The organism is Geminicoccus roseus DSM 18922 (assembly GCF_000427665.1).
Taxonomy (GTDB): domain Bacteria; phylum Pseudomonadota; class Alphaproteobacteria; order Geminicoccales; family Geminicoccaceae; genus Geminicoccus; species Geminicoccus roseus.
Genome location: NZ_ATYL01000003.1, coordinates 74,457 through 98,495 on the forward strand (window position 1 = coordinate 74,457; position 24,039 = coordinate 98,495).

The window sequence follows — 24,039 nt, forward strand, 5'->3', positions numbered from 1 at the left end:
CGTCTCGTTCTGGTGCTGCTCCTGGTGATCGTCTCGATCACCGGAATCGTGGCCACCGCTGCCTCGATCATCGCCGATGGCATCGGGCGGGATGCCAACCGGATCGAGAGAACGGCGCAGCTCAAGGTGTGGGAGGCCACGGTTCGCGCCGAGGCGGCTTCGCTTGTCCGGATGGCCCGGGAGATCGCCGACGATCAGGCCTTCAGCCAGGCTCTCGCGCAGGGCGACCGGCTGGCCGCCGCCTCCTTCCTTGAGGCCCGGGTGGAAGCGTTGAGCGAGGAGCAGCCGTTCGATCGGGTCGATCTGATCGGACCGGATGGCCAGCTCATGTGGACCAGCATCGGTCACGCCGAGGATCGCGCCCTGGTGGATGTGCGCCGGCTGGCGCCCGAGGCGCAGGCCGGACCGGACATCTGGATAGGCCTCCAGCCCCAGACCGGCGAGCAGCTTGCCCCGACGGTGGTGCTGTCGATGGAGGGCGGCAGTCTCGCGATCAGCCGGGCGCTCGGACCCACCGTGCTCGCCTTCGCCGAAACCTATGGCGGCAGCGCCTACCTGATGACCGCCCGCTCAGATCTGATTGCCGCGACCGACGAGCGGCCCTGGCAAGCCCTGCAGGTTGCCTATCGAAGCGGTGACATCGACCCGGTCATCCCGGATGCGGACGGACGGATCTACAAGGCGCGCAGCGTCCAGACCTTCGACATGTCGGGGTCGCCCGCTGCCCTGCTGATAGCGCTGCGCGACGTGACCGCGGAACGGGAGCAGCGGTGGCTGATCACCAGCGTCACCATCGTGAGCTGCACGCTGGTCGTCCTGATCGTGGTGGGACTGGTGTACGGCTGGCTGCGGCACAGCCTGGAACCTCTGGAGGAACTGGCGCTGGTGGTGCAGGCCATTGCGCGCGGCAATCTCCTGCTTTCGCCAGCTCTGCCCAAACGGAATGACGAGATCGGAGGGATAGCGCGAGCGGTGGCGGTGCTGCGCGAGGGAGCGATCGACCTGGAGCGGATCCGCTTCCGCCATTCCAGGGAGCGGCGACGCTCGGAGGCGCTGATCCGGGAAAAAATGCAGGAACTGGCCGCGACCCTGGAGAGTCAGGCCCGCCGCGAGATGGAGCACGATCTGGCCCGGATCGAGGCCGGCAGCAGGGCTGCCGGCGCCGATGCCGACGGCGCTACGCCGCTGGCCGTCGCTTTCGAACATATGACGGCCAGGGTGCTCGCCCAGTCCAGGGAACTCTCGAGCCTGCTTGCCGAGCGGACCCGCGATCTGGAGAGGCTGAAGGAAGCGGTGCGCGAGCGGGAGGAACTGGTTCATCTCCGCCAGGAGCTTTCGATCGCGCGCGACCTGCAGCTCTCTACCCTTCCGGCTCAGTTCCCGGCCTTCCCCAATCATCGTGAGTTCGACGTGTATGCGGCCATGCGGCCGGCCGAGGAAGTCGGCGGGGACTTCTACGACTTCTACCTGATAGACGACGACAGGATCGCCGTGGCGATCGGCGACGCCTCGGGCAAAGGCGTGGCTGCCGCGATGTTCATCGCGATCGCGCGGAGCCTGATCAAGGCGGCGTGCCTGCAAGGCGCGGGGCCGGCGGAAGCGATGCGTTTCGCCAATGGCGTGCTGGCGTCCGACAATCCGCAGATGATGTTCGCGACGGCGCTGCTGGCGATCCTCGACACTCGGACCGGTCGGCTTCGTCTTGCCAATGCCGGCCACAATCCGCCGTTCCTGCGCCGCTCGGACGGCAGCCTGTCGACCTTCGAAGAGTTTCTGGGGCCAGCACTCGGCGTATCCGACCAGGTTGACTTCGAAGAGCGCACGATCCCGCTCAGGGAGGGCGATCTGCTGTTCCTGTTTACCGACGGGGTCACCGAAGCAGCCGATCACCAGGAGCGGTTCTTCGATACGAAGGGGCTGGAGGTCGCTCTCTCCGGCCTGCCGGCCGGCAACCCCCGAAGGGCGGTCGAGGATGTTCAGGCGGGGCTGGATGCATTCACGGCGGGAGCCGCACAGGCGGACGACATCACCATGTTGGCGCTGGAACTGCGTGAGCTGAAGCGGATCCAGGCCCTGGCCGCCTGATCTCGGGACCCTCGCTGCGTGCAGGGCAACCCTGTCCCGAGGGGCCTGCCTCGGCGGCCGCTGCTCGGTTATGGTGCGAAGGGTTTCTCTTTGACTGAGTGTTCAATGATCCGCACGCTTCTGTTCGATCTTGACGGCACCCTGGTGGATACCGAGCATCATCACTATCAGGCGTTCGAGATTACGTTCGGCCGTCTCGGCGTAGTGTTTGACCGGAATATCTACGACAGCCGCATCCTGGGCGGCGCCACGACCGCCATTGCCGCCGAATTCCTGCCTCATCTCCCCACCGATGCTAGGATGCAGGTGATGGAGGACAAGGAAGCACTCTACCGGGAGATGCTGACCGATCTCGTGCCTCTGCCCGGTGTGCTCGAGTTCCTGGACCTGGCTGAGCGCATGGGCCTGCGTCGGGCCGTAGTGACCAATGCCCCCTTCGCCAATGCAGAGAAGGTTTTGACCGGTGCAGGAATCCTGGACCGGTTTGAAGGCATCATCAGCGCCGCCGAGCTGTCGGATGCGAAGCCCCATCCACTGCCTTACCTGACGGGCCTCGAGCTTCTCGGCGGACGCCCGGAGACCACGATCGCCTTTGAGGACAGCCGAGCAGGACTACGTTCCGCTGTGGCGGCGGGCCTGACTGTGGTCGGCATCGAGACGGTGCTGTCCCGGCAGGAGATCCTGGACCTGGGCGCGGCTCTCGCCGTGGCCGATTATCGGGATCCTCGGATCCTGGACCTGCTTGAGAATGTTCCGTCTGGACCTGAGGCTGGATGTCCGTCTGGCCATGCCGCGCTTGCAACTGCTGAGACAAGCGATTGAATATCCTCATCTAGTAACTCCTGAAGCATCACCGAAGCAGGTACTGGAAGCCTCATCCACCGCTCGAATTTGAGGCGGGCGCCTTTTCTCGCGGCCAAGCCGGAGGCGACTGTTTGGTTTGGCCGTTCCTGCAAACCAGAACGCGTTGCCGGTAAGGGCGCGGCAACCAGTTCGGCCACAGCGAGTTCCTCGGCCGGTCCGGCTCTGAAGCTAGGTGTGGGAAGGTGTGATTTCCGTTGACCGGATTATGATCCTATAATAGGTATGGAGGAAGCGTATGATTGCAGTCCCATTGAGGGGTGCCCGTCTGGCTTCTGGAGCGTACTGCCATGCCTATTGCTCGTTCGGATCACGTCGCCACCCTGCCGGGACAGCCGGTTACGGTAGCCCCTTTCGCGAATGATGAGGGTGAGAACCTGTCGTTTGTCGGGTTCTCGTCGCCCGGCAACGGGACGGTGGCCCTGGGCCAGCAGCCCAACACCCTGGTCTACTCGCCTGCTGCCGGCTTCTCCGGGGTCGACCAGTTCACCTACACGATCGGAGACGCCACGGGCGGGACGGCGCAGGCTCTCGTCACCATCACCGTCGGTCTCGGCAACAGGCAGCCGGTCGCCAATGACGACGCTGCCGTGACCTCGCCATCGACGATGGTCAACGTGGCCATCCTCGCCAACGACAGTGACCCGGACGGTGATCCGCTCCATCTCAGCAGCATCTCGATGCCCGCGCATGGCAGCATCACTGCACATCCCGACATGTCGGTGACCTATCAGCCCGAGGCTGGATTTTCCGGGGTCGACAGCTTCACTTACACGGTGGCGGATGGCGCGGGCGGCTCGGATGCGGCGCAGGTCTCGATCACCGTGGCCAGCCAGAACCAGCCGCCGCTTGCCCGTGACGATCAGGTGGTCACGGAGCCGGGCCAGTCCGTCCTGATCGCCGTGCTCGCCAATGACAGCGACGGCAATGGCGACCCCCTCCAATTGTCTGGTCTGGCAGTGCCGGCCAATGGCAGCATCTCGATCGACGGCCTGAACCGGCTGACCTACACGCCCGCGCCCGGTTTCGTTGGGACGGAGGAATTCAGCTATACGATCTCCGATGGGCAGGGGGGCAGCGCCACCGGCAGGGTGACTGTTCGGGTCCAGGCCAGCAATGCCGCTCCCGTTGCCCGCGCCGATGCGGTCACCACCTACGCCAATGCCCCCGTCACCATCCCGGTCCTCGCCAACGACGACGATGCCGATGAGGACCTGATCCGGTTGGTCGCCGTGACCGTGCCGGCGAACGGCAAAGTCTCGGTCGATGCACAGCAGCGCGTGGTCTACACGCCCAACACGGGTTTCCTTGGCAACGACAGCTTCACCTACCGCATCTCGGACAGCAGGAGTGCCGAGAGCGCCGGGACGGTGACGGTCGAGGTCCAACCTGACCCCGACCCCCAGGCCTATCCCAACGGCTATCGCTATCGTCGGCGCATCGTGATCCCGCGTTCTTCCTTGAGCGAAGGCTCGCTCATGGACTTTCCGATGTTGGTCGAACTGGCGGGCAACTGGCTGAAGCACAAGGGCGCCAGCGGCGGCCGGCTGGAGAGCCTGGTGGGACTGGACCTGCGTTTCGAATCTGCTTCCGGAACGCGGCTTGACCATGAGGCCGAGGCCTATTCTGGCAACAATGGCACCCTGCGAGCCTGGGTCAGGCTGCCAAGCCTTACGTCCACTGCCGATACCACCATCTTCCTCTATTACGGCAAGGCCGGTCTCACCATCTCGGAAGAGAATGTGGGCGGCGTATGGAAGGACTATCTCGCCGTCTATCATCTTCCCTCCACGTCGGACCGGACAGGACGGGGCCGCGACCTCGCCGCCACGGCTGTCGGAACGTCGAGCCTGGTCGGCGATGCGGGTGCCTTCAATGGCGCCTCCAGTGAAATGACCTGTGCCTTGCCGACCTTTCTGGACGGACTTTCCGCCTACTCGATCCAGGCCTGGGTGCAGCCTGCCCGCGTAGGTACCGACCTGGGGATCCTTTCGGTTGGACCTGTTACCGGGCGGGACGACGCCATGGGGTTCTGCCTGCGCTATGACGCAGCCGGTTACTCCGGAGGCGGCACCAACGTTCTCCTGGTCGAGCACCAGCTGACCAACGGCCGCAGCAGGGTCGAGAGCGCCTCCGATGTCCAGCGGACCAGCCGCCAGCATCTGACGGTGACCTGGCAGCAGAATGCCAATCCCCAGATCTGGATCGACGGTGTCGTCAGTGCGCCCACCTACGGAACGCCGGTGCGATCGGGCACCAGCAGCTTCAGCAATGGGCCACTCCGGATCGGCCGCGCGGCGCTCGACCAGTCGACCTCCTGGGAGGGTGCCATCGACGAGGTGCGCCTGCGGTCCCAGGCACTCCCCGCCAACTGGCTGAAAGCGGAGTATCTCAATCATCGCAGGCCGAGTGCGTTCTACGGCCTGGGGGGCGAGGACGTCTTCGGAGCCGGGAACAAGGCGCCTGTGGCGATTCCCAACCGGGTAGCCACAGCTCGGAACACGGCAATCACCATCGACGTGCTGGCCGACGACATTGATCCCGAAAATGGGGCGCGTAGTTTGGTTGCCGGCCAGGTCACCACGCCCGCGAACGGCACTGCCACGATCTCCTCCGGCAAGATCGTCTACATGCCGAGTTCGGGCTTCGTGGGCGAGGACAGCTTCAACTACACGATGCAGGACGCACAGAATGCGACCTCCGTCGGCACCGTTCTGGTGGACGTGGCACAGCCGCCGCCTGTCACCTCCGATGACAAACCCTATCGCGGCCGCCTGTTCGGCTGCGCCATTCATGCCGAGGCTGTGGGCAACACCCGCTATGGCTACGGCAAGCCGGCAGTCTTCCGCTTTGCGGCAGAGCGGAGCGGCTCGGTCACCTCGCTGCGCTACTTCCTCCGTTATGACACAGCGACGGGCCATGTCGGGTACAGCATCGGCAATGGCGGCACGATCCGCGTGGAGCTGCGAACCAATGACCCGGTCACGGGCTTTCCCACCAATACGGTCCTGGCTAAGACTGCCAACGTCACCAACCTTCTGAACAGCGATCGGTTCGCTCAGCTTTCGTTTTTGGCACCTTATCCTGTGCTGACTGCGGGGGAGATCTACCACCTCGTCTTCGTCCAGCTCGACTCCAGCGGCAAGAACGAGGTCTCGGTCAACATGCTGCACACCAAGATGGCGATTCCCACTGATGGAACCGGCCGGATGGGACCGTTCCACGGAGACGTCATGGCGCATCTGTGGGTCAATAACTCGGGTGGATGGTATGTGCGCACCGATCGCTGCCCGATCTTCGAACTCTACTACTCGGACGGCATGGCCTGTGGGGTAGGCTGGATCTTTGCCCATGACAGCGGTGACAAGCAAATCGGGGGCTCGCTCATGGCGCGACAGCGGTTCGCGATCCTCGATGAGACCCGCAGCGTGGATGGGGTCTGGTTCAGGGTACGAAAGTCAGGTGGGTCACCCTCGGAGCTTATCTGCCAGCTCATCGATGCTTCGGCCAACACGGTCCTGGAGGATATGCGGATCCCGGCCTCGCAGGTCGTGACCAGCACCCGCTACGACAATGCGGTTCCCTGGCAGTTCCGCTCCTTTTCCCAGCCTCGCAGCCTGCTGAAGGGGAAGACCTACCTGGTGCGTTTCTCGGCGAGCTCCGGCAACTACTGGTTTGGAGCTGCTCAGCGCGGCACATCCTATGGCTTCAAGGACCGCAACTTCGCGCCGTCCGGGTATGCCGAGTACAGCGTCAATAGCGGGTCGAGCTGGTCCGGCTGGAGCTTTTCCTCGGAAAGCCTGGGAACCCAGACCCGGACCGACATGGACCTGCCTGTCGCTCTCCAGATCGGTTGACCGCTCAACTCTTTGAGCCGGTGCACCTTGCCAGTGGCGATGCATCTTGGAGGGCCGTATCTGAATGATACGGCCCTCCGTCGTTCTCGACGGGATTGCCTTCAAGAGAGAGGATGAAGCAACAGAAGCAGCTGAGGCAGATCGCCCAGGCTTGCTAGGCTGGGCTCGCCGCCCTGGTCAGGTCGTGGCATGAGGAGGCCTGCGTCGCCCGCCACAAAAGGCCGTCATCTCCCGTGTACGCCCGCCTGATTGCCCGTTTCAAGAAAGGCGGGCTTGCCCGCAACGCGCTCACCGTCACGATCGGGACACTCCTCGCCCAGGCACTGGTGATTGCGGTCACGCCGCTGCTTACCAGGCTCTACACGCCAGAGGACTTCGGCGTGCTCGCCGTGTTCACGGCAATCGTGTCCATCACCGGGGCCGTCACGAACCTGCGCTATGAGACAGCGATCCCGCTGGACGAGAGGGACGAAGACGCCATGGCCACGTTTCTGGCGGCACTTCTGACAGGCTTCGTCACCACCCTGTTCGTGGCCGCCAGTGTCTTCATCCTGGGAGACTACCTGATCGAGACCGCCAATGTTCCGGGGCTGCGCCCGCTCCTGTGGGCGATCCCGATCGGCACGTTTGGCATGGCGCTCTACAATGCGACCAATCTATGGGCAGTCCGACGCCATGCGTTCCGCGCCGTCGGACTGAGCAAGATCGTCCAGTTCGGGTTCCAGGTCCTATGGCAGCTGGCCAGCGGGCTTCTGACCAAGGGACCTTCTGGCCTCGTCGTCGGCCAGGCCCTCGGCCAGCCGGCTGGCGTCCTGAACTTCGTGCGCAGCTTCGATGCCGATGACCGCAGGCTCTTGCGCACGACCCGTATAGCTCAGATCCGGGCGGCGCTCTCACGGCATCGCCGCTTCCCGCTGCTCCTCACGCCGTCGCTCCTGCTCAACACCTCGGCGAAAATGCTTCCCGCAGTGTTTCTCGCGACGTTGTACGGCCCGGTCGTCGCCGGGCAATTCGGTTTGGCGCAGCGTGTCGTACTGGCCCCGGTGCGCCTGCTCGGCATGGGTATCGGCCAAGCCTATCTCGGCGCAGCACCGAAACTGGCCCGCCACGATCGGGCGGGCATGCTCCGGCTCTTCAAGACCACCACCTTCCATCTTGGATGGATGGGTCTGCTCGGGATGGCGGCGGTCGCGGTTCCCGCACCTTTCCTGTTCGCGCTCGTGTTTGGCGAGAGCTGGCGAGAAGCTGGAGAACAGCTCCAGATCCTCGCGGTCATGTACTTCGCGCAGTTCGTCATCTTCCCGGTCGGCCAGACCCTCGCGATGTTCGGCCGGCAGGATCTGAATCTCTGGTGGGACGTGGGCAACATGGCGATTACGCTGCTGGCATTCCTCGCTGGGTGGATGTTCCAGCTTTCCGCCCACAGCACTCTCCTAATCTACAGCATCGCGATGAGCCTGAACTACGCGGTGAACTGGCTGCTCAGCCGCCACGTCATCCTGCACGGTCAGCCGGCCGGCGATGGTGCTCCGGTCCCGGTGGACTGAGCTGCTTCCGAGCGGCGGCTTTGGAACTAGACCTCGACGAAGATGTGGGGGCCGACCCAGATGGAGCCGCTTCATTAAAGGTCATCTCCTGCAGGTCGTCTTTGTCCAATCGCTGGAATGAAAGAAGCGGTGGGACTGGACGTGCGACTCATGGTGGAGTTCGACAAGGCGGAGGTCGATCAGGCATCTTCCCAGACCGGAAGACGAAGCCCACCCTGGCGCTGGCGGCCCGGCTCACGTCCGGCAGCGCCACCCACGCCTGGATCCCCATGAAATTGCCGCTTCGAAGAACTCCGCAGCCGCTCCTGGGCGGCGGCTCGGCCTGCAACCGTGGCCTGTCCCCTGGTCTCTATCCTGCGTAACTTCGCCGGCACCCGACACGTAGAGAAGGGTGGAGATGGCAGAGACGAATCCGAGCGAGCAACTAGATCGTCTCATGCGAGCTGCCCTTGCGGGTGATCAGGCCGCCTATCGCGACTTCCTGACGGAGGCTGCCCAAAGGCTGCGCGCATTCCTGCGTCGTCGCCTGCCGTCCGGCTCCTTAGCAGATCTGGAGGACTTGGTGCAGGAGACGTTGCTGGCCATACACGCCAAGCGTCACACATTCGATCCCAGGGAACCGGTTGGGCCCTGGCTTTATGCGATCGCCCGCTACCGGATGATCGACATGATCCGCCGTCGTCGTACGGAGGGCATTCGGGTCGATCTGGACGACATCGCCGAGTTGCCGGCGGATGGTGACCCTCAGGAGGCCACGGCCTCAATCGATCTCGACCGGCTGATCCGAACCCTTCCTCCGCAGATGCGCATACCTATCGAGCTGACGAAACTGGAAGGTATGTCGGTGCAGGATGCGGCCAGCCGCTCCGGCATGTCGGTATCGGCGATCAAGGTAGGCGTGCACCGTGGATTGAAGCGACTGGCTCGTCTGGTGCGGACGCAGGAAGGCTGAAGAGATGCGAACTTCCGATCTCGTCGACCTGCTCGCTCGTGACAATCTCGTACAGCAGCCGGAGGGCTGGTCGCTGGCTGCTGCCATGACCGGCGGGTTCGTCATGGCTGTGCTGCTTACGATGGGCTTTCTGGGGATCCGGCCGCTGGCAGTTCTTGGAGGCAGTGACGTCCTGGCCAAGCTCTTGTTCACCGGCGGACTGTTCGCCCTGTCGATACCGGCCCTCCGACGCAGCCTCCGTCCTGGATCTGCCCTGAGATGGTCCCGGTTCCTGCCGCTGATCGCCGCGACAGGCGTCAGCGTGGCAGCGGTCGCAGAGATGGCGTTTGCGTCTCACATCGCAGTCTGGCGACCCGACACGTTGATCTGTCTGACAACGATTCCGCTGTTGTCCCTGCCGGCTCTAGCCATCCTGGCTCTCGCCGCCCGTCGACAGGCACCGACCAACCTGTCGGACGCCGGCCTGTGGATCGGACTGGCCGCCGGAGCCCTTTCGGCCTCCGCCTATGCGTTGCACTGCCCGAACGACGATCCTGTCTACCTGGCCGCCTGGTACCTCCCCGCGGTGCTGATAGCGGGGCTGCTCGGGCGTACCCTGGGGCCGCGCCTGCTGGCTTGGTGATCCGGCGATGTCCGGATCCCTTGCGCTCCGGGGGGCGACCCTGGCATTTTCCGTCGCCGGGAACCCAATTGACCTGCGACGGGCCGCTTCATGCATTGTCATTCGACCTTCCGCGTACCCGTCACGGCGGGTGCGCGTTCTGCCTTTATGGGCTGTGGCGGGATTGGTATGGCGGATCAGCCGCTCGACCAAGCGAGCACCGGACCGATCCTTGAGCCCTTGCCTCGTCGAATGCAGGAGCATCGAGCGGCTTGACCATGAATGCCCCGGCCCCTGCCATGAGTTCGCCCCGGCCCAAGATCGTGCACATCACCTCGGTGCACCATGCTTTGGACAACCGGATCTTTGAAAAGGAATGCGTGTCGCTGGCCGAGGCCGGTTACGATATCGCGCTCGTCGTTCCGGATGATGAGGGTGATCGCGTGCTCAAGGGCGTGCGCATCCTGACCGTTCCAAAGCCAAAAGGTCGTCGCGAACGGATCCTGAATACCACGCGAGCGGTCATCGCGCGGGCGATTGCCGAGAATGCCGACATCTACCAGTTCCATGATCCTGAACTGATCATTCCGGCCCTGAGGTTGCGCGCGAGCGGGAAGCCCGTCGTGTTCGACGTCCATGAAGACTACTACACGTCAATTCTGGACAAGACGCCCTACCTGTCCGGTCCGGCAGCTCGGGTAGTGGCGTCCGGGTATTACGTGGTCGAGCGGGTCACTCGTCGCGCCTTTCGAACTGTGATCGCCGAACGCTACTATGCACGCCGTTTCCCCGAAGCGGTGCCCGTCCTGAACTATCCGCGCCTGGAGCAGTTTTCAGCTGTCCTGGCCGGAAAGCCGGCGGAACCGCCGGCCAAGCCCCGCCTACTCTATACCGGCGGCCTGAATGCCGAGCGCGGTGCATTCATCTACGCCGATCTCGCCCGCGACCTGCCGGAATGTGAAATCCATCTCGTCGGGATCACGCCCACCGACCTGGCGGCGAAGATGCGTGCCCATGCCGGCAGCGGCGTCGAGCGCCTGCACTTCACCGGACTCGGCGAGAAGCTGCCTTTCCCTGTGATCCTGGAAGCTTACCGGCAGCCATGGACCTGCGGCCTGGCCGTGATGCCCGACAGCGGACACTACCGGGAAAAGGAACTGACCAAGTTCTTCGAGTACATGGCGGCAGGCTTGCCGATCCTGGCCTCGAACTTTCCAGTCTGGAAAAATCTCATCGAAGGGCATGGAGTTGGCCTTTGCGTTGACCCTGCTGATCCCAAGGCCATCCAGGATGCCGCCTTGTGGCTGCATCATCACCCGGCCGAAGCCACCCGGATGGGCGAGAATGGTCGTCGTGCGATCGTCTCGACCTTCAACTGGGCGACGCAGGCGGAACGGCTGACGGAACTCTATCGCGATATTCTGGGGGGAAGATCATGACGAGAAAGTCCACCCCATGATCTCATGGCGCACGGGACCGGCGGTCCCTCTGTTCCTGTTCTTGTTCTGTTGCGCACTCTATGCGATCAACCTCGACAAGGCGCCACATTTTGATGAACTATATCATGTGCTGGCTGCCCGTGGCTACAATGCTACGGGCAACTTTGCCATCGCCGAGGGCGTCTATACCCGTGCATGGCCATTTACCCGAGCTGTAGCAGCGCTGTTTAGCATTTTTGGAGAGCATCTATGGGTGGCCAGGCTGCCCTCTGTTCTCTGCATTGCGCTGATGGTTACGGTGCTCTTCATCTGGATGCGCCGTGAAGCCGGCCTGTTGGTCGCGGTGATCGGCGCTGGGCTGTTTGCTGTATCTCCCTTCGCGGTGGATATCGCTCAGTTTGCGCGCTTCTATGGCATCCACGGGCTGGCTTTCCTGGTCGGTTCGCTTCTGACTTATGACCTGGTGACTCGCCCACGCGGTGTCGGTCCCGTGGCCGTGCGCGGAGCTTTGGCGATCGCGGCTTTTCTGGTTGCGATCGTATTCCAGGTGACGACCTTCATTGGCATTGCTGCTCTGGGGCTTTGGGCAGTTCTCTATTTGCTCGTGCCGTGGTTGGCTCGTCCCGAAGTTACTGCTTCACGCCGTCTTGCCGTCATAGCGGGGCTGATATTACTCGCGGCGATTGCGCTGGCGGCTGCGGCAGCGAGCGGCAAGTTGAGCTATGCTCTTGCACTCTACCGGAGTACAGCACTCTGGGCTGAGAGCAATGCGAATGACGTGACCTTCTATCATGTCTGGATGATTCTCTACTACCCGACGTTCTGGACGCTGCTCCCGGTTCTTCTGGTGGTGGCACTTGTCGCACACCCGCGGATAACCTTTTTCGCGATCACCGTGTTCGGAATCGCGTTCGTCCTGCACAGCTTCGCTGGCGCGAAGGACCTGCGCTATATCTTCTACGCAACGCCATTCTTGTTCGTGGTGTGGGGAGTGGGATTGGCCGCGGTGCTGGCGCGGGCCGTGCGATACTTCCGGGATCACAGCGGGGTTGTGCTTGCACGGCTTCTGCCGGGTCGCAGGGTTGCAGGCTTGGTCAGCGCTGCACTCGTGATGGCGGTGATCTGGCTAGTGGCCGCAAACGCCGCATCGATCCGAACCGTCCTGATGCTGGCCGACATCACGATTCCACCGGAGCGGCCGGCGCCCCAGTGGGATCTGGCAAAACCGATTCTTGATCCGCTGATCGCAGGTTCGGATGTGGTGGTTGTCAGTTCGGAGCTCGAGGCTCTCTATTTCCTAGGCTCCTATGACGTCCTGATCAGCCGCAGTCGGATGGGTGAGCGGGCTGGCGCCATGGGAAGGGCCGAGGCGCCTGAATTCTCCCGGGACACCCGGACCGGGCGCCCGGTGATCAGCACCCCCGGATCGGTCGAGGAACTGATGGCCTGCTATCCGCGTGGCATCATCATCACCTCGATCTATCGCTGGCGTCATGGTCCGATGCTCAGCAACGAGGTCGCAGACCTGATCATCCAGCGCGCGACCCCGGTCGAGCTACCCAAGGCCAGTCGGGTCATGGCCTTCACCTGGGACAACGAGCCGACCGCCGATCCGGCCGGCTGTCCCGCGGTACGAGCCCCAGCTGAAGCGGCGACTTCCTGAAGCAATGGGCGGCGTGAACGCGATGGAAGGCGGCGGCTTTGGCCCCGCCTTCAACGGCGATAGATTCGTTGGCCCCGCCTTCAACGGCGATAGATCCGGGAGCCTGAGGCCTCAAGAGACAGCAGCGGGTGGCGAGAGCCCAGGTGGCAGCCCTGCAGTCAAGGAACGATCGGGTCTGGCACGGCAACAACTCCGTTGGACGATGCAGCCGACGCGCTGATGATGGGACGAAATTGCGATCCAGCTGCCGGTAGGAGATCAGCGACTCGCTCAGCAAGGCAGTGATAGCTCGAGTCGGTCATGTGGATCCGGTCTGCCATGAGCATCGTGGCTGGCGAGAAGCGGCCCGTCTCGATCCAGTGACGCATCAACGCATGACGCGGCAGAAGCTCCACGTCAGCGTCGTTCGCTGCCTGCCGTACCGCTTCCCGCACGGAGCGAAGAGCATCGGTGTCGGGTCGATCTGGAAAATACTGCGCCTCCATCAACACGATGTCGGCACCGCTATTCCGGATCCGGGCAATTCCTGTCTGAAGGTCGTCGTAAACCTCGGTGATGCTCCTCCCTTGGAAGGCATCGTTCGTTCCGACCTGCCAGATTACAAGGTTTGGACGGTATGCCAGCACATCCCGCTCGAACCGCATGAGGTTGCGGGAAATAGTCTCCCCACCTATCCCGGAATTGATCACTTCGATCGGCGTATTCGGATAGCGGATGGAGAGGATCTCTGCCAGCTGTGACGGGTAACTGCGCTTCGGGCTGGTGGCGCCTGTACCATAGGTACTTGATGAGCCAATCGCGACGATAGTCACTGGCTGGCCTGCACGAAGAAGTTCCAGGGTCTGGGTTACTGGCGCGAATGGACCCCAGATTCCTGACGCCGCATCACATGAGGGCATTCCGAGAGCGGGAGGCGACAAGAGCAGAAAAGCCAGTGATACGGCAAAGGCAAGAGACGAGCGTCGCATCCTGATCCACTCCGGCTGCGGAAACAGTTGTGCCCCCGGTGAGGGAGTGATTCCCGGTTACACGCGGGACCGAGCAACTTTCACCGGAAATTCTATCAGAACGCGAGTTATTCGTCGGGGAGTTGCCTTTTTGCTGCCGTCATCAAGGTGCCATGAATGGCGGACCATATAATCTTCGTTCACACAGCTGAATGAGGGTGGAACCGAGAAGGAGGCGTCCCTTTATAGGCACCATCAGCCTGCGGTGGTCGCGGGTCGTGCACCCAGGTATCTGCCACTCAAGGGTAGTCGGGCTCGGAGTGGCGGCCAAAGAGGCGATCAGAAATGCGGCGTCTTGAACTTCTCGATGGGCTGAGAGGTTACTTCCTTGTATTTATGATGCTGAACCACCTGTACTTTACAGGTGGGTTGACACTGGTACACGTCAATCATGCTGAACTAGGTTTCGTGGAGGACGCGCAGGGGTTCGTCTTCCTGTCTGGCCTGCTTATCGGCATGGTGTATGCAAAGAGGATGGCTCGGGAAGGCTTTGCGGCAGGGGCAGTGCGCATCTGGCATCGTGCCGCCGAGCTGTACCTGTATGCGCTGCTGTGCCTGTTCGTGGTGCTGCTGGCAGTAAGGCTGATGCCTGAGCTGGAGGCGTATTGGGCCAACTGGCTGGGAGAACTAGCGTCTCCTGGGCATGCGTCGACGCTTGCGGCGGCAACGCTCGTCCATCAACCGACCTATATGGACATCCTCCCCCAGTACATCGCCTACCTCCTGGTAGCTCCTCCGCTGGTGTATCTCGTTCTGCGCGATCGATGGATGCTGGTGGCGATCGCTTCGGCTGTTCTGTGGCTGGCTGTGCAACTGGGGCTCCATTTGCCCCTGGGAAATGCACTGGATCACCTGCTCGGTCAGGTTGAGCCAGGCTTGGCGATGCGCAACCACTTCAACGTTTTCGCCTGGCAGGTTGTATTCATGGCCGGCTTGGTGATGGGCGCGTTGTCCGCGACCCATCGCATCGATTGGAAGAAAGTTTTTCACCCGTCGAGCAGGAGCATGCTGCTCGCGGCAGTCGTCTTCTTTAGCTTTTTCATGGCGTTCCGCCTTGGGTGGACTTTTGGCGTGATCCCTGAAGCCAGTTGGGACCGATTCGTCGCCATTACCAATCGCGGTGAGTTCAGCCTTGTCTACCTGCTGAACTTCGTGGCGACAGGATACCTTCTTGCATGGCTTCTGATCGCCGGGCCCTGGGCCGAGGAGAACTGGATCCGGCAAGTCGCAGCAGTTCTTACGTCGCTGTTCTCGCTGCCGTTCCTCCGGCTCATCGGTCGCCACTCGTTGCAGGTCTATGTGTTCCATGTCGTGGTGGTCTACGCGATGCTTGCAGTGGATCGACACCTCGGTCCGTTCCCCGAATCGGTGAGGACATTGCTTGCGATCACTGCGATCGCTTCGCTTGCGATTCCTGCCTGGCTGCGCGAGGCGGACTTGCGGGGTACGCGACAGGCGGCAATGCCAACCACCCGAGGAGCATCCTGAAGACGCCCGTGGCTCCGGCTCATGGCCGACCCGATAGCCCGGTGCCTTGATGTCGCGATCAAGGATCGTACCTATCGCTTGCTTCATGTGGTTCTGCGTACCAAAGGTGCAGCACATCCGATCCTTTGATCTTCGGAAGGTGCAGGCATGGAACATGCAGGCCGTACAGCCCTGGTCACCGGTGCCACGGGAGGCCTGGGACTTGCTCAATCGCGCATGCTCGCCGAGGCCGGTGCCAAGGTCCTGATGCTCGATGTCAAGGAACCCCAAGCTGTCGAAGATCTGCGCGAGCAAATCGACCCAAGTGCGGGCGAGCTTGTCTGGGTCCCCTGCGATCTGACGGATCCCCAGGCGACGAAGGACTTAGTCAGCAAGCTCACGACGGAACATGGCGGGATCGATATCGTCGTCAACAACGCGGCCATCAATCCGCTGAAGGCCATCGATGCCTACGATCTGGCGGAGTGGCAGCGGGTACAGGACGTGAATGCCACGGCATGCGTCGCCATCGCTCAGGCGACCGTTCCGTCGATGAAGACCAAGGGCTGGGGACAGATCGTCAACATCACGACGGTCACGCTGAACGGGGGATGGGAGAACTTCAGCGCTTATGTCGGCTCCAAAGGTACCCTGCTCGGCTTGACCAGGTCACTCGCACGCGAGCTTGGCCGGTTCGGCATTCGCGTGAACTGTATCAGTCCGGGAGCCATTCCGACGCCTCTGGAGCAGGAAGTGTGGGCGGATCAGATCGAGACCTATGTGACCTTCCTGCTTGACCATCAGGCTCTCAAGTATCGCGGCAGCCCGGACGACGTGGCCAATGCCCTGATGTTCTTGGTCTCCGACAAGGCGCGCTTCGTCACCGGCCATAACCTCTCGGTGGATGGCGGGTGGTGGATGCACTGAAGAAAGTAACATGGAACTCGACCCTCAGACTCTTATCGATCAAGCTCGTACCTATGGCGCGCGCGGCGTGCACGGCCGGGTCGTCGAGTCGATCGGACGGCGGATCGTCGGAGGAGAAATCGCTGCGGGCGAGATGCTTCCCAAGGAAGCGGAGTTGATGACCGAGCTTCATACCTCGCGGACCTCGATTCGTGAGGCTGTGAAGGTGCTATCGGCCAAGGGCCTGCTCGAAACACGACAAAAGCGGGGAACGCTGGTTCGGCCACGCGAGGCCTGGAACCTCCTGGACCCCGACGTGCTGGTATGGTCGATCGCAGGGGGCCCCGATCCTCGGCTCACCCATGAGTTGACCGAAATGCGTCGGCTGATCGAGCCTGGCGCGGTGGCGCTCGCCGCCGAGCGCCACAACGAGGCCCAGCTTGCAGCGCTTGCCGCGGCACTTGCGGACATGCGCCGTGCGCTGAACGATCCACTGGCCTACTATGTGGCTGACCTGGCTTTTCACCGGGCTCTTTTTACCGCCACCGGCAACCCCTTCATCGATCGCCTCGGGTCCGTCGTGGATGCCGTGCTCGCTGTCAGCTTTGCCTTGCAGCGCCGCTCGCTGATTCCGCAGGAGCAGGGCCTGATTCTGCATGAGACTGTATTCGAGCGGGTAGCGGCGCGAGATGTCGCCGGAGCAAAGCAGGCCATGCTCGACATCATCGAAAGCGGCAAGCTGGTTCTCGAACGCTCGATTGGTCCCATGGCAGGCTTGCGGCCTGAACTTGCTGGATCCGCCCATGCTCATGCCACCTGAGTTGCAGTGCGTTCGGGGCGAGCAGAGTAGATCAAACCGCCCCGGTGGTGCCTCATGAGATCCAACTGGTCCCAAACATCTTCAAGGGCATGCACGAGGCGGTCCATCAGGACGTCGTTGTGCAGTGGGCTGGGCGTCAGGCGCAGGCGCTCCGTACCTTTTGCGACTGTCGGGTAGTTGATCGGCTGGACGTAGATTCCGTGTCGTTCCAGCAGTAGGTCGGATGCCAGCTTGCAGCGGGTGGCGTTGCCGACGAGGATCGGGACGATATGGGAAGGGGACGGCATCACCGGCATGCCGATCGCCTCCAGACGCCGCTTGAGGGCGCTTGCCCGTTCCTGATGGATGGCGCGGATAGCGACGCCTTCCGGCCCCTTCAGCAACCGGACTGCCGCGAGGGCACCGCCGACCATGGCCGGTGGAAGTGCGGTCGTGAAGATGAAGCCCGGCGCATGACTGCGCACCGCATCGATCAGGGCCGCCGGCCCGGCGATGTATCCGCCGATGCAACCGATGGCCTTGCCAAGCGTGCCCTGGATGACGTCGACCGCGCCGACCATGCCGTCGCGCTCGGCGATGCCGCCACCGCGCGCGCCGTACATCCCCACTGCGTGGACCTCATCCAGATAGGTAAGAGCGCCATAGTGCTTGGCAAGAGCGCAGACCGCCGCGATCGGTCCGAAGTCGCCATCCATGGAGTAGATGCCTTCAAACACGATCAGCTTCGGACGGTTCTGTGGCTGAGCCGCCAGCAATGCCTCCAGATGAACAAGGTCATTGTGCCGGAAGATCTGCTTCTCGCATCCAGATGCCTTGATCCCGGCAATGATGGAGGCATGATTGAGTTGGTCGGACAGAATAAGGCAGTCGGGCAGAAGCCGCGCGATCGTGCTGATGGATGCCTCATTGGCGACATAGCCGGAGGTCATCAGCAATGATGCCTGCTTGTCGTGCAGGCCTGCCAGTTCCGCCTCAAGCAGGACATGGAGGTGCGTCGTGCCGGATATGTTGCGGGTCCCACCGGCGCCTGCTCCATAGCGCCTGATCGCCGACACGGCGCCTTCAAGTACCGTCTCATGATGACCCATGCCCAGATAGTCGTTGGAGCACCAGATCACGACATCCCGCATCCCGCTCAGCCCGCGCCAGCAGGCCTGCGGGTGGCGCCCCACCTGTCGGGCGAGGTCAGCAAAAACCCGATAGCGGCCTTCAGCGCGAACCCGCTGCACGGCTGCTTCGAAGTGACCCGCATAGTTCATGGTCGGCCTCCGCGGCAGAATATTGCTTGATGAGGACTTGCAGAAATGCAGCGGCCCTGGTCGTCCAATGGTTCGACCAGGGCCGAGAAGGTGAACCGGCATGATCCGGCCCGTCTCAAAGAGCAGCGAGGAAATTCGTCAAGTCAGCCTTCTCCTGGCTGGTAAGGCCCATATTGAACCGGATGTTGTAGAATTTGACGACATCAGCAATGGTATTGGCAGAGCCATCATGGAAATAGGGTGCACGGGAAGAAAGACCTCGTAGCGAGGGCACCGTGATCCTGCCCACGTCGTTGCACTTCCCCGAGATCAGCGCCAAGCCCGGGTCGTTGGTCTTGAAGACAGGGCTGGTCCTGAAATTCGGGGTGCCATTGTGGCACGTGATCTTGAAGATGGGCAGATCCGTGCGCAGAGCACTCCCGCCACGGCCAGCGAAATCGCCTGCCGTACCGATGTTGCGCTGGTTGGACTGCAGCATGTCGCCGCCACCATGCATGCCGTTATGGCACGTCGCGCAAGTCTGCCGCGGTTGTGGATCGGTCGGGCCGCCGAAGGCATCGTTGAACCCGGCGACTTCACCCATCGTGAACCTGCCGCGATCATTTTCGGCAGTGCCATTGAACAATGCCTGACCGCGGGCCACGGACCGCTGGTGCGGGCTGAACGATGTCGCCCATCCATCGAATTCGTTGAATGGGATGAACAACGGGTCCGGGAAAGGCTCGCCCGGAGCCGGGAACGAGGGCAGCACCTTGCTTGATGGCGTGATGTTCACCTTCAGGTTTCGGACACCACCTGTCCCACCATTGCGGTGCAGCCCTCCCCCTCTCCAATCATCATTCTGGGCTGTGAAAAACTCCGTCTCGTAATCGACGATCGCCTTGACGTCAGCAGCAGGGATGTTCCCCTGAGTTGCAAGGTCGCGCTGGGCGTGACCAAAGGTGGCGCCGATCGCCTGGGACTCCAAGGTCGGCTCGCGGCCATCCCACATGATGTTGTTACTTAGACCCGGTGCCCCGAAGGACAGGAACTCGGTCTTGAACGCAAGGTTCGCCGAGATCAGAGGGCGTCGGTACATGGAGAAGATAGGGACACCTGTGCTTGGATCTTTGGCGAAGTTCGGGTCGGTGTTGCAGGTATAGGGATCGTGGTCGACTTCGATGCTGAAGTCTGCATTAGGGTTGAGGGGCATGAAGACCCGGATCAGCCCGTCCTTGAGTAGCAGCGAGCGCGCTTTGGCCGAGTCGGAGCCGCGACCCTGGCGCCCCCCATAGTACCGGGAAGGAGCGGTCTCGGAAGGCGGAACAAGATTTGGGCAGTTGGCCCCATCAACCGGGGCGAACAGCGGATCACTTGCGCCCGATCGACGGAACCGATTGTTGATCTCATCGACGCTGATGCTCATGCCCTGGCTTGGCTGATGGCATGTTCCACAGCTGCGGCCATTGGTACCCAGCGACTTGAAGAATGAGTGCTGGTCCGAGCCCTTCGTTTTGGCGGAGCTGGGTGCAATGAACCCAAGACTGCCGCTGCTATTCACGGAACTGCCTTCAGCAGGGATGACGCTTGGCAGGGACTGGCTGGGAGCGAGGCTCGGCAGGGGCGCACCCATAGCAGAGCGGTACATGGGTGCGAAGTATTTCGGTCGACCTGTAGGAACCTGTGGTTCTGACGCGGCTGCCCAAGCCGGAAGGGCAAAGCAGAACATGCCGGCTACTGCGAGGAACGCCCGGGACACCGTATGCCGATCGCGTTTATGAGAAATATTAACTTTATGCATGATGTGAGGCCTTTTTGAATCTCAGCACGGATCAAGACGTCGCACTGGTTCGACCGTCCGACGCTGGTCGCAGCAAAACGACTGCGACTTTGTATTTGCTCTAGAACCTCATCAATGATCAACGCGTGGGTCTAGTAGCAGTTGTATGTGATGCAAACGATAGACCAATATGGCGTGTTATTGCAACAGAGATTTGCTGTATATGACTGCAAAGCCAAATACATTCTTCAAAAAATGCTACGACTTTATTAGAATAATATCCTTGGAAACAAAATTATTATGCAAGATTATATCTAAAGTTATATCTTGGAGTCTTGCGTGTTGCCGGCTCGCGGAACCTGAAATTTCTGATGTAAAACGGAGTGCGGCAGTCCTAAGTTCGATCGGCAGGATCCGCTTGTGCCTTCCTCAGCCAAGCCGATATGGCGCACGGTCAGCTTGCGGCTTCATGCCGATGTTCCAATGCCCGATGATAGGTTGCCGTAGAGGGTAGGCTGCACCAATCTCCCTCAGAACGCTTTGCAAAATCCAGGGCATGCCATGATTGGGTCACGCCTCTCGAGGTCGGTAATGGTCCTGACGCTGCTGCTATGGGTGGCACCGGCTCGTGCGGCGGATGTCGATCTCGAACTGGTTCTTGCTGCCGATGGGTCCGGTTCGATCGACGATGGCGAGATGCGGTTGCAGCGGGAGGGGTATGCCCGTGCCCTGAGCGACCCGGAACTGGTGACGGCGATGACGTCGGGAAGCCGCGGACGGGTCGCGATCATGTATTTCGAATGGGGCGGGGCCGAATCGCAGGTGGTGATCGCAGACTGGGCGGTCATCGACGGGATCGACAGCGCAGCCGCCTTCGCGGAGCAGCTTCGCATGACCCCGCGCGGCGCCACCGGCTGGAACTCGATCTCCAACGCGATCGCGTTCGCCCACCGGGCCATCCGCGAGAACGACCATGAAGGGATCCGCCGGGTGATCGACATCTCCGCCGACAGCGGGAACTATGGCGGGGTGCCGCTGCCGCTGGCGCGCGAGGCTGCTGTGTCGGACGACATCACCATCAACGGCCTGGCGGTCCTTTGCCGGACCTGCGATGGCCGCCCGGCGCGGGGCGACCTGGAAGACTATTTCGCTCGCCAGGTCATCGGCGGCTTCGGGGCCTTCGTGGTCACCGTGGACCAGACGACCAGCTTCGCCGAGGCCATCCGGCGCAAGCTCCTTCTGGAGATTGCCGGATTGCCGGCGAAGCCTTTGGCGTCACGCTGAGGGTTCCTTGGTCCGTAGCCGGGCGGCGGCCTCGGACGCGGGCGTCCCGGCCGGGATCACCAGCCACTTCCCAGGACTGGCTGCCTGCACCGCCACCACCGCGTTCTTCGGGCAGACGTCGAAGCAGCCCACCTCGACCACGCCGATCCGGGCGCGCCTTCCCTTGGCCTTGCCATTCTCGGGCTGCATTTCCCGGCGCAGCGCCTTGGAGAGAGACTGGTCGCCGTCTGGGCCGAAGCCGCCGCGCAGCTTCTTCGAGCATTTGCGGCACACCAGCACGACCTCCGTCCACTCCGATTTCACCTGCTTGATCGATCTGTTCGCCACATTCACCGTCACGTGGTTGTCGCCGCTGGCCGAAAGCAGATCGGATCGGCTGGGGCGACAGACAAGGGCGGTGCGGTGCGACGCCAGGGCTCTGTTGCCAGAGCGGCCGCGGCGTTCTACAGAGACTGGATGGTTTTGCTCCAGCCGTCGGGAGGGTTGTTCATGACAGCGATGCGACCACTCGTCCGCCCCGACGGACCGGGCCGCTAGGTCCGACGCAGCTTCCCCGCCCCGGGGAGCCGTCTTCCTTCCCCCATTCTTGATCTGCCGAGCACCAGCCGGTGCCGCTGCAGGTCGATATCGACTTTCACCCGGGAGCCGAAGGCCAGCCCTGCCTGTGCTTTCCGCACTCCCCCTGGGATCCATCCATGACTTCCGCCATCAAGCGTGCGAGCCCGTTCCGGGCCGTCCTTCTGTTCGTGTACCGCCACTGGCAGCGCCAGGGGGTGATCGCCGTTGCCGTGGCCATGGGCATGATCGTGGCCACGCTGGCCGAACTGCTGGTGCCCTTGTTCGCCGGCCGTCTGGTCGACGCGCTGACCTCCACCGACCTGCTCGGCCGCCAGCAGGCCGGGGCCGCGGCCGTCCAGGCGCTGCTGATGATCGTGGCCCTGGGCCTCGTCTCGCTGGCGGCGCGCTCCGGCGCGATCGTCGCGGTGATCCGCCTTACCCTGAACGTGATGGCGAACATCGGCCGCGACGCGTTCTTCCGGGTCCAGCGCTTCTCCAGCGACTGGCATGCCAACCACTTCGCCGGCTCGACCGTTCGCAAGGTCAGCCGGGGCATGAACGCCATCGATGCGCTGCACGATACCCTGCTCCTGGCCCTGCTGCCTTCCCTGGTGGTGCTTGCCGGCTCGGCGGCCCTGCTGGGATGGCGCTGGCCGGCGATGGGCCTGGTCGTGGCGGTCAGCGCCGCCGGCTACCTCGCCATCACCGCCGGGCTGTCGCTCGGCTGGGTGGCGCCGGCGGCACGCCTCTCCAACAGCTGGGACACACGACTGGGCGGCGCCCTTGCCGACGCCATCGGCGCCAACGCCGTGGTCAAGGCGTTCGGCACCGAGGCGCGCGAGGACGAGACGCTGGACCGCCTGCTCGGCCGCTGGCGCCGGCGGACCCGCCGCTTCTGGCTGCGCGGCACCGCGAGCGAGGCGGCCCAGAACGCCGCCCTCCAGGCGATGCGGGCGGCGGTGATCGGCCTGGCCTTGTGGTTCTGGTGGCAGGATCAGGCGACGCCCGGCGACGTCGCCTACGTGCTGACCATGTACCTGGTCGTGCAGGGCTACCTGCGTGATGTCGGCTACCACGTCCACGCGTTGCAGCGCTCGATCAACGAGATGGAGGAACTGGTCGACATCCAGCATCAGCCGATCGGCGTCGAGGACCGTGCCGACGCCGCGCCGCTGCGGGTCACACACGGCGAGATCCGGTTCGAGAGGGTGAGCTTCCACTACGGCAGCCATTTGGCTCCCCTTTATGACGGTCTGTCGGCGGTGATCCGCGGCGGGGAACGGGTCGGCCTGGTCGGTCGCTCCGGCTCGGGCAAGACCACCTTCGTCAAGCTGATCCAGCGGCTGCACGACGTCACCGACGGCAGGATCCTGATCGACGGCCAGGAGGTCTCCCAGGTCAGCCAGACCTCGCTGCGGTCGCAGATCGCCGTGGTCCAGCAGGAGCCGATCCTGTTCCACCGCTCGCTGTTCGAGAACATCGCCTATGCCAAGGCCGGCCGCGGGCGGGCCGTCACCCTGGCGGAGGTCGAGCATGCGGCGCGGCTCGCCAACGCGCATGACTTCATCAGCCGGCTGCCCAAGGGCTATGCCACGACAGTCGGCGAACGCGGGGTGAAGCTGTCGGGCGGCGAGCGGCAGCGGGTGGCGCTGGCCCGCGCGTTCTTCGCCGACGCGCCAATCCTGATCCTGGACGAGGCGACCTCCAGCCTGGACTCCGAATCGGAGGCGCTGGTCCAGGACGCGATGGAGCGGCTGATGAAAGGGCGCACCGCCATCATCATCGCCCACCGGCTGTCCACCGTGCGCTCGGTCGACCGCATCCTGGTGTTCGACCAGGGCCGGATCGTCGAGGAAGGCCCGCACGAGCTGCTGGCCCAGCGCAAGGACGGCATCTACCGGGGCCTGCTCGAGCGCCAGGCCCAGGGTCTGGCCGACAGCATGGCGGCTTGAAAACCGCCGGCTCTTTCACACC

Annotated in this window: 17 protein-coding genes; 13 read left to right on the forward strand and 4 right to left on the reverse strand. The window is 62.9% G+C overall.

Annotated features, from left to right (window positions below; translation table 11 throughout):
• Positions 1-24 precede the first annotated feature (24 nt).
• From GEMRO_RS32165 to GEMRO_RS0100385, 8 genes are all read left to right on the forward strand, one after another.
• Entirely contained in the window at positions 25-2,085 is a 2,061-nt protein-coding gene (locus GEMRO_RS32165; RefSeq protein ID WP_169728283.1) for a PP2C family protein-serine/threonine phosphatase, read from the forward strand.
• A 105-nt stretch (positions 2,086-2,190) separates the two neighbouring features.
• Positions 2,191-2,907, forward strand: coding sequence for an HAD family hydrolase (locus tag GEMRO_RS26540; RefSeq protein ID WP_051328515.1), 717 nt, complete (start codon positions 2,191-2,193; stop codon positions 2,905-2,907).
• Between the two features lie 329 nt (positions 2,908-3,236).
• Positions 3,237-6,803 carry a DUF2341 domain-containing protein gene (locus tag GEMRO_RS0100360; RefSeq protein ID WP_084506353.1) on the forward strand — a complete coding sequence of 1,189 codons (3,567 nt, stop codon included), beginning with the start codon at positions 3,237-3,239 and terminating at the stop codon, positions 6,801-6,803.
• Between the two features lie 233 nt (positions 6,804-7,036).
• A complete protein-coding gene (locus GEMRO_RS0100365) occupies positions 7,037-8,350 on the forward strand; it encodes a lipopolysaccharide biosynthesis protein (RefSeq protein WP_027132450.1) in 1,314 nt (437 codons plus the stop codon).
• A 397-nt stretch (positions 8,351-8,747) separates the two neighbouring features.
• Positions 8,748-9,302: a sigma-70 family RNA polymerase sigma factor gene (locus GEMRO_RS0100370; protein ID WP_035484350.1), complete on the forward strand. Its 555-nt coding sequence runs from the start codon at positions 8,748-8,750 to the stop codon at positions 9,300-9,302.
• Positions 9,303-9,306: 4 nt separating this feature from the next.
• Positions 9,307-9,924 carry an NrsF family protein gene (locus tag GEMRO_RS32170; RefSeq protein WP_051328516.1) on the forward strand — a complete coding sequence of 206 codons (618 nt, stop codon included), beginning with the start codon at positions 9,307-9,309 and terminating at the stop codon, positions 9,922-9,924.
• Between the two features lie 257 nt (positions 9,925-10,181).
• Positions 10,182-11,342: a glycosyltransferase family 4 protein gene (locus GEMRO_RS0100380; protein ID WP_240476553.1), complete on the forward strand. Its 1,161-nt coding sequence runs from the start codon at positions 10,182-10,184 to the stop codon at positions 11,340-11,342.
• Positions 11,343-11,358: 16 nt separating this feature from the next.
• Entirely contained in the window at positions 11,359-13,005 is a 1,647-nt protein-coding gene (locus GEMRO_RS0100385) for a glycosyltransferase family protein (RefSeq protein WP_157505362.1), read from the forward strand.
• Between the two features lie 158 nt (positions 13,006-13,163).
• On the opposite strand, the gene GEMRO_RS33155 is transcribed toward GEMRO_RS0100385, so the two are convergent.
• Entirely contained in the window at positions 13,164-13,973 is an 810-nt protein-coding gene (locus GEMRO_RS33155) for an SGNH/GDSL hydrolase family protein (RefSeq protein WP_084506358.1), read from the reverse strand.
• A 324-nt stretch (positions 13,974-14,297) separates the two neighbouring features.
• On the opposite strand from GEMRO_RS33155, the gene GEMRO_RS26555 reads away from it, so the two are divergent.
• From GEMRO_RS26555 to GEMRO_RS26560, 3 genes are all read left to right on the forward strand, one after another.
• Complete coding sequence (locus GEMRO_RS26555; protein WP_035484353.1) at positions 14,298-15,500, forward strand: OpgC family protein; 1,203 nt, start codon at positions 14,298-14,300, stop codon at positions 15,498-15,500.
• 147 nt (positions 15,501-15,647) lie between these two features.
• Positions 15,648-16,406, forward strand: a complete 759-nt coding sequence (locus GEMRO_RS0100400; RefSeq protein WP_027132454.1) for an SDR family NAD(P)-dependent oxidoreductase — start codon at positions 15,648-15,650, stop codon at positions 16,404-16,406.
• 10 nt (positions 16,407-16,416) lie between these two features.
• Positions 16,417-17,205, forward strand: coding sequence for a FadR/GntR family transcriptional regulator (locus GEMRO_RS26560; RefSeq protein ID WP_051328519.1), 789 nt, complete (start codon positions 16,417-16,419; stop codon positions 17,203-17,205).
• Here the strand turns inward: GEMRO_RS26560 and hemA are convergent.
• Positions 17,193-18,464 carry a 5-aminolevulinate synthase gene (hemA, locus tag GEMRO_RS26565; protein ID WP_084506362.1) on the reverse strand — a complete coding sequence of 424 codons (1,272 nt, stop codon included), beginning with the start codon at positions 18,462-18,464 and terminating at the stop codon, positions 17,193-17,195. The two genes, GEMRO_RS26560 and hemA, sit on opposite strands and share 13 nt — an antisense overlap.
• A gap of 115 nt (positions 18,465-18,579) precedes the next feature.
• The gene (locus GEMRO_RS33845; protein WP_169728285.1) at positions 18,580-19,869 is read right to left on the reverse strand and encodes a hypothetical protein; all 1,290 of its coding nucleotides are present in this window, start codon (positions 19,867-19,869) and stop codon (positions 18,580-18,582) included.
• Between the two features lie 945 nt (positions 19,870-20,814).
• Between GEMRO_RS33845 and GEMRO_RS0100420 the strand changes: the two genes are divergently transcribed.
• Entirely contained in the window at positions 20,815-21,507 is a 693-nt protein-coding gene (locus tag GEMRO_RS0100420) for a DUF1194 domain-containing protein (RefSeq protein ID WP_035484355.1), read from the forward strand.
• Here GEMRO_RS0100420 and GEMRO_RS0100425 read toward each other — a convergent pair.
• Positions 21,499-21,810 (reverse strand): thioredoxin domain-containing protein, encoded by a 312-nt coding sequence (locus tag GEMRO_RS0100425; RefSeq protein WP_205624859.1) that lies wholly within the window; start codon positions 21,808-21,810, stop codon positions 21,499-21,501. The two genes, GEMRO_RS0100420 and GEMRO_RS0100425, sit on opposite strands and share 9 nt — an antisense overlap.
• Before the next feature lie 392 nt (positions 21,811-22,202).
• On the opposite strand from GEMRO_RS0100425, the gene GEMRO_RS0100430 reads away from it, so the two are divergent.
• Positions 22,203-24,017, forward strand: coding sequence for an ABC transporter ATP-binding protein (locus GEMRO_RS0100430; RefSeq protein WP_027132458.1), 1,815 nt, complete (start codon positions 22,203-22,205; stop codon positions 24,015-24,017).
• Positions 24,018-24,039: the final 22 nt, after the last annotated feature.